Here is a 6,171-nt window from a genome sequence, read left to right on the forward strand (position 1 = left end):
TGGGGATGATGCGGGCGATCCAGGATCTGGACACCCAGCTCGCCGGCAACTGAGCGACTTTCTTCGAGCGAGGGGCCGGTGCGCGACACCGGCCCCTCGCTCTGCCCGGACACGGCGTGTCGGATTGATAACGTGAGGGGATATGAGCCTGTCCAACGAGATCTGGGAGATCCCGGCCCAGGCGAGCGACGTCGAGGGACTCGATGCTCAGGGGCGCCCCGATCCCGCGTATGCGCAGGCGCTCGGCCTGGTTCCCGCCCGTCCGGGGATGCGGGTCGCCGCGACCACGTTGGAAGCCGTCGTCGCCCTCGCGATCGCCGTGCCGGGGACGATCGCGATCCTGGGGCTCGTCGCGCAGGGCGCCTCGGATCCTCAGGCGATCCTCGCCCGTAAGGATCTGTTCTGGGCCCTGCTCCCGCTGATCGTCTCGTACGCGCTCATGCTGATCTTCACCGTCCTGCAGCTGATCCTGCACGGGCTGAAGGGGGTCACGCTCGGCAAGGCCGCCTTCGGGATCCGCACGATCAACGTGCGCACACTGGAGAAGCCCGGCTTCTGGCGGGGCGCCGTCGTGCGCTATCTCGTTCTGGGAGCCTCCTTCCTCGTCCCACTGATCGGCCCGCTGCTGGTGATCGCCCTCTCCCCGCTGTTCGACGCGGAACGGCGTGGCCGTGGCTGGCCCGACCGTGCCGCCGCGACCTGGCTGGTCGACGTGCGCCGCGGCCTTAACCCCTATGACGGCAAGCGTCTGCGCATCGCGCGCAAGCAGATCACGACCGAGGTGCACGAGGCGGCTCCGGTCCTGCCCTCGTTGGCGACGCCGATCGATCGGGATGCCCCCGCGGTCTACGTGCCGACCGGTCGATTCTCCGGCGGCGTGGTCGGTGCGCATCGGGCGGCACCGTCCGCGCGCGTCGGCGCCGTGCCGGAGCCGACCGCGTCGGCGCCGGACCTCGCTCCTTCGCCGAGCGTCGCGCCCCTGGCGCCCCTGGCGGGAGCGCCGCTGCTCGGCGCGCCCTCGAATCCCGCGCCTCCCCTGACCGCGCCGGAGCCTGCGCCGGAGCCGGCGCCCGCCCCGGAGACCGCCCCCGCCCCGGAGCCCGAGCCCGCTCCGGAGCCCACGCTCTCCCCGGCGCGGGCCCTCCTCGTCCTCGACGACGGGACCCGTGTCGAGGTGCGCGGTACGACGCTCATCGGACGCGCTCCCGCGGCGGCACCGGGCGAGGGCGGCGACGACGAGCCGCAGCTCGTGAGCGTGGCGGACGAGACGCGATCGGTCTCGAAGACGCACGTCGCGATCCTGCTGTCCCGTCGGGGCCTGGTCGCCGTCGATCGCGCATCCACCAACGGCAGCTCCATCGTGCGCGACGGCTCGGAGCACCCGCTCACCCCCGGCCACCCCACCGAGCTGCGCCTCGGAGACACGCTGCGCTTCGGCGATCGCAGCCTGAAGGTGGATCAGGCATGATGCCGACGAACTGGCGCCGGCCGCGCCCGGAGGACGACCGATGAAGGTAAAGCTCACCCTGCGCCGTCCCGGCTCGCCGGTCACGGACATCGTGGTCACCGCCGACTCCACCGCCACCGTGGCCGACGTCGCGCACCGGATCGCGACGACCGATCCGCTGCGCTCCGTGCACGTCGGGCACCGCGACACGCTCACGCTCTCGGTCGCTCCGCCCACGAGCGACCGGCTGGTGACGTTGAATCCCGATCTCGCGATCGGCGACGCCCCCGTCGGATCCGGATTCCTCGCCGAGATCGTGAACCTCGGCGCCGAGCGCATCGCGACGGGCGCGGCGGGTGCGCGCCCTGCCGCGCACCTGAGCGTGCTGTCCGGACCGGCGGCCGGGCACGAGTTCTCCCTGCCGATCGGTCATTTCGTGATCGGCCGGGAGGCCTCGGCCGATGTGGTCCTCGCCGATCCGCTCGTCTCCAAGCGGCATGCCCGCATCGAGGTCGCTGCCACGTTCGTCGAGCTCGTCGACCTGAACTCGGCGAACGGGATCCTCGTCGACGGCGGACTCGTCCAGCGCCTCCGAGTCATCCCCGGCCAACCCTTCGCGCTCGGCGACAGCGAGGTCGTGGTGCGCCTGGTCGGGGACTTCGACGGGACGGCCGCCGACCAGGATCCCGTGCTCGAACGCGGCGGGGCTCTGCTCTTCAACCGCAGTCCCCGGGTCGAGGAGCGCTTCTCGGGCGAGGAGATCGACGAGCCCCGCTATCCGCGCGACCAGGTCCAGCGCCTGTTCCCGTGGCCCATGCTGGTCGCGCCGATCCTGCTCGCGGTCACGATGTTCGTCTTCACCGGGAGGCCGCTCTCGCTGCTCATGGCCGCGGCGAGCCCGATGATGATGTTCGGCAACTTCATCTCGCAGAAGACCAACCTCGGGCAGCGTCTGCGCAAGGAGGCAGACCTCTTCGAGGACCAGTTCGAGCGCCTGGAGGAGAAGTTGTACCACGCGCGCCCGCGCGAGCACGCGGTGCGCAACAGCGAGGTGCCCGCGGTCGCGGTGGTGTTCGACGAGGCCATGCGGCTCGGCCCGCTGCTCTGGACGCGGCGACCCGAGCACTGGAACTTCCTCGCGGTGCGCCTGGGGACGTGCTCCGACGCGTCGCGCACGCGGATCACGCGCACGGAGTCCGCGGAGGCTCTGCCCGAGTTCGTCGACCGCGTCGACCGGCTCGAGGAGCGCTATCGGATGATCGACGACGTGCCGATCCTCGAGTCCCTGCAGAGCGCCGGATCCATCGGCGTGGCGGGACCGACCTCGGTCGCGGGCGATGCTCTGCGCGGCCTCGCGGTGCAGCTCTTCGGGATGCACTCGCCGAACGAGCTCGTCGCCGTCGCGCTCACGGAGCCGGGCTGGGCCAACGAGCTGGACTGGTTGACCTGGCTCCCGCACACGTCGAGCGAGCGCAACCCCTTCAAGGAGATGGCGCTCGCCGACTCCGCCTCCACGGGAACCGCGCTGCTGAGCGGTCTGGAGGAGATCGTGATGCGCCGCTCGAAGGCCGCGGCGTCGCATCGGCTGCCCTACGGCGACGACTGGGACCCCACGCGGTTCGGCACCGACGTCAAGCGCGCCGCGGAGGAGTCGAGCTTCGAAGGCCAGGCCGCGGTGGTCGTCATCGTCACGAACGACGCCCCGGTGGATCGCGCCCGCCTCACCCAGATCCTCGAACGCGGCGCCGACGTCGGCGTCTACGCCCTGTTCGTGGCGCCGGTCGTCGAGGCCCTTCCCGCGGCCTGCCGCAGTTTCGTCGACGTCACGGCCGGGCTGGAGCACGCCCGCATCGGCACGGTGCGCAACGGCGTCTCCTACCCCGACGCCCGCGTCGAGGGAGTCTCGCACGCGTACATGACGATGTTCGCGAAGCGCCTCGCCCCGGTCGTCGACGCGTCCACCGTCGTCGAGGACTCCTCGGACATCCCGAACTCGGTCATGTTCCTCTCGCTCGTCGGATCCGAGACGGCCTCGGATCCGACGAGCGTGATCGACCGCTGGCGCCAGAACAACACGATCATCGATCGCTCCGGCGTCCCTCAGCCGAGGCTCAAGAAGGCGGGCAATCTGCGTGCGATCATCGGCCAGTCGCAGACCGATGCGATGACGCTCGACCTGCGCACCCAGGGTCCGCATGCGCTCGTGGGCGGTACGACCGGTGCGGGGAAGAGCGAGTTCCTGCAGGCGTGGGTGCTCGGCATGGCGGCCGCGCACAGCCCCGACCGGGTGACGTTCCTCTTCGTCGACTACAAGGGCGGATCCGCGTTCGCCGACTGCGTCGACCTGCCCCACACCGTCGGCCTCGTCACCGACCTGAGCCCCCACCTGGTGCGCCGCGCGCTCACCAGCCTGCGCGCGGAGCTGCACCATCGGGAGCACCTGTTCAACCGCAAGAAGGCGAAGGACCTGCTCGAACTGGAGAAGCGTCGCGACCCCGACACGCCGCCCGCCCTCGTCCTGGTCATCGACGAGTTCGCGGCCCTCGCGGGCGAGGTACCGGAGTTCGTCGACGGCGTCGTCGACATCGCCCAGCGCGGCCGCTCCCTCGGCATCCACCTCATCATGGCGACCCAGCGCCCCGCCGGCGTGATCAAGGACAACCTCCGCGCCAACACGAACCTGCGCGTCGCGCTGCGCATGGCCGACGAGTCCGACTCGAAGGACGTCGTCGACGACGTCGTCGCCGCGTCCTTCCCGCCCTCGATCCCCGGCCGCGGCATCGCGAAGACCGGCCCGGGCCGCCTCGTCCCCTTCCAGTCCGCCTATGCGGGCGGCTGGTCGACGGACGAGGAGCAGGTCGCGGACGTACGCGTCGCGGAGCTCCGGTTCGGATCCACCCAGCTCTGGGAGGCCGATCAGGAGCCCGAGTCCGACAGCCACGACGAGGACCTCGGCCCCAACGACCAGAAGCGGATCGTGGCGACGCTCGTCGCCGCGGCCGCTCAGGCGGGGATCCCCGCTCCGCGGCGGCCGTGGCTGGACGACCTGGAACGTGCGGTCGACCTCCGCGACCTCCCGCGGCTCGGCGACGGCCAGATCCTCCTCGGCAAGACGGACGTGCCGTCCCGGCAGCTGCAGGAGCCGACCTACTTCGTGCCCGACCGTGACGGATCGCTCCTCGTGTACGGCACGAGCGGTGCGGGCAAGTCGACCGTGCTGCGCACGATCGCGATCGCCGCGGGATCCGACGCCGGGACGAACGTCGAGGTCTACGCGCTGGACTTCGGATCCGGGGCGCTGCGCAGCCTCGAGATCCTGCCCCAGGTGGGGTCGGTCATCGCGGGCGACGACGCAGAGCGCGTCCAGCGCGTGCTGCGGTCCCTGGCGCGCGTGCTGGACGATCGGGGCAAGCGCTTCAGCGCCGCGAACGCCGCGAGTCTCACCGAGTATCGCGAGCTGACCGGGATCGACGAGCCGCGCATCCTCTTCCTGCTCGACGGGTTTCCGCAGTTCCGCTCCGACTGGGAGTCGACAACCGCGCGCATGCCGTTCTATCAGACGTTCATGCGGATCCTCGGCGAGGGTCGCCCGCTCGGCGTGCACGTCGTCGCCACGGCGGACCGCTCCGGATCCGTGCCGACGGCGGTCAGCGCGAACGTCTCCCGCAAGGTCGTGCTGCGTCTCTCGGACGAGTCGGGATACGCGATGCTGAACGCGCCGAAGGACGTCCTCGACGAGCGGTCGGCGCCGGGACGCGCCATCGTCGACGGGTTGGAGACGCAGATCGCGACCCTCGGCGGCACCCCGAACGTCGCGGAGCAGACCAAGCTCCTCGAGGCGATGGCGGCCGAACTGCGCGCGAACGGCGCGCGCGAGGTCGCCGAGATCGGGGCGCTGCCGACCAGGCTCGAGCCGTCGGCGCTGCCGGATCGCATCGGCGGCTTCCCGGCGCTCGGCGTCGCGGAGGACACCCTCGCGCCGCGCGACTTCGACCCGATCGGGACGTTCCTCGTCGCCGGTCCGCCGCTGTCCGGTAAGACCACGGCGCTCAAGGGCCTCATCGCGTCGATGCGCCGCTTCGATCCCGCGGTCCGGTTGTTCCACTTCGGTGGTCGGCGCGCACAGCTGAAGGACTACGCGGACTGGACCCGCAGTGCGACCACGCCCGAGGCCGCCAAGGAGCTCGCGCAGGAGCTGGTCGAGCTCGCGGCCGACGAGTCGATGCCCGTCCGCCTGCTGATCGTGGTGGAGGACGTGCCCCAGTTCGCCGACACCCCCGCCGAGCGCGACATGAAGGCGCTCTTCCAGGCGATCAACCGCAGCGACCACTTGCTCGTGGGCGACCTCGACGTCACGCAGGCGACGAGTGGATTCGGTTACATCGGCGACTTCAAGGCGGGCCGCAAGGGCATCGTGCTCAAGCCTGACGCCTTCGACGGCGACGCCGTGTTCAAGGTGCCGTTCCCCAAGGTCAAGCGCACCGACTTCCCCGAGGGTCGCGGCATCTTCGTGCAGGCCGGTCGCCAGGTGATCGTGCAGCTGCCGTTCGTCGAGGGCGAGACGCTCGCGTGAGCGACACGACGGCGCTGACCTTCGACAAGACCGCGCTCACCGCGCGGCCCAGGGAGGCGACAAGGGGGGCAACTGATGTCCGAACCCGCAGTAGGTGGGGTGATGGGGAGTTGTCCCCATCGACGGGGGTGGTGGGGGTTTCGTAGGGTGT

Annotated in this window: 2 protein-coding genes; both read left to right on the forward strand. The window is 71.0% G+C overall.

Annotated elements, in window-relative coordinates:
• Positions 1-142: 142 nt before the first annotated feature.
• On the forward strand, positions 143-1,468 hold the full coding sequence (locus Q0P88_RS13970; RefSeq protein ID WP_295014955.1) for an RDD family protein: 1,326 nt from the start codon (positions 143-145) through the stop codon (positions 1,466-1,468).
• A gap of 40 nt (positions 1,469-1,508) precedes the next feature.
• On the forward strand, positions 1,509-6,020 hold the full coding sequence (locus Q0P88_RS13975; RefSeq protein ID WP_295014956.1) for an FtsK/SpoIIIE domain-containing protein: 4,512 nt from the start codon (positions 1,509-1,511) through the stop codon (positions 6,018-6,020).
• The last annotated feature ends 151 nt before the right edge of the window (positions 6,021-6,171 follow it).

Source organism: uncultured Microbacterium sp. (assembly GCF_945952435.1).
GTDB lineage: Bacteria > Actinomycetota > Actinomycetes > Actinomycetales > Microbacteriaceae > Microbacterium.

Bases quoted from the DNA above. Each gene is read 5' to 3' on its own strand.
- Q0P88_RS13970 (WP_295014955.1), top strand. From the start codon at position 143: ATGAGCCTGTCCAACGAGATCTGGGAGATCCCGGCCCAGGCGAGCGAC.
- Q0P88_RS13975 (WP_295014956.1), top strand. From the start codon at position 1,509: ATGAAGGTAAAGCTCACCCTGCGCCGTCCCGGCTCGCCGGTCACGGAC.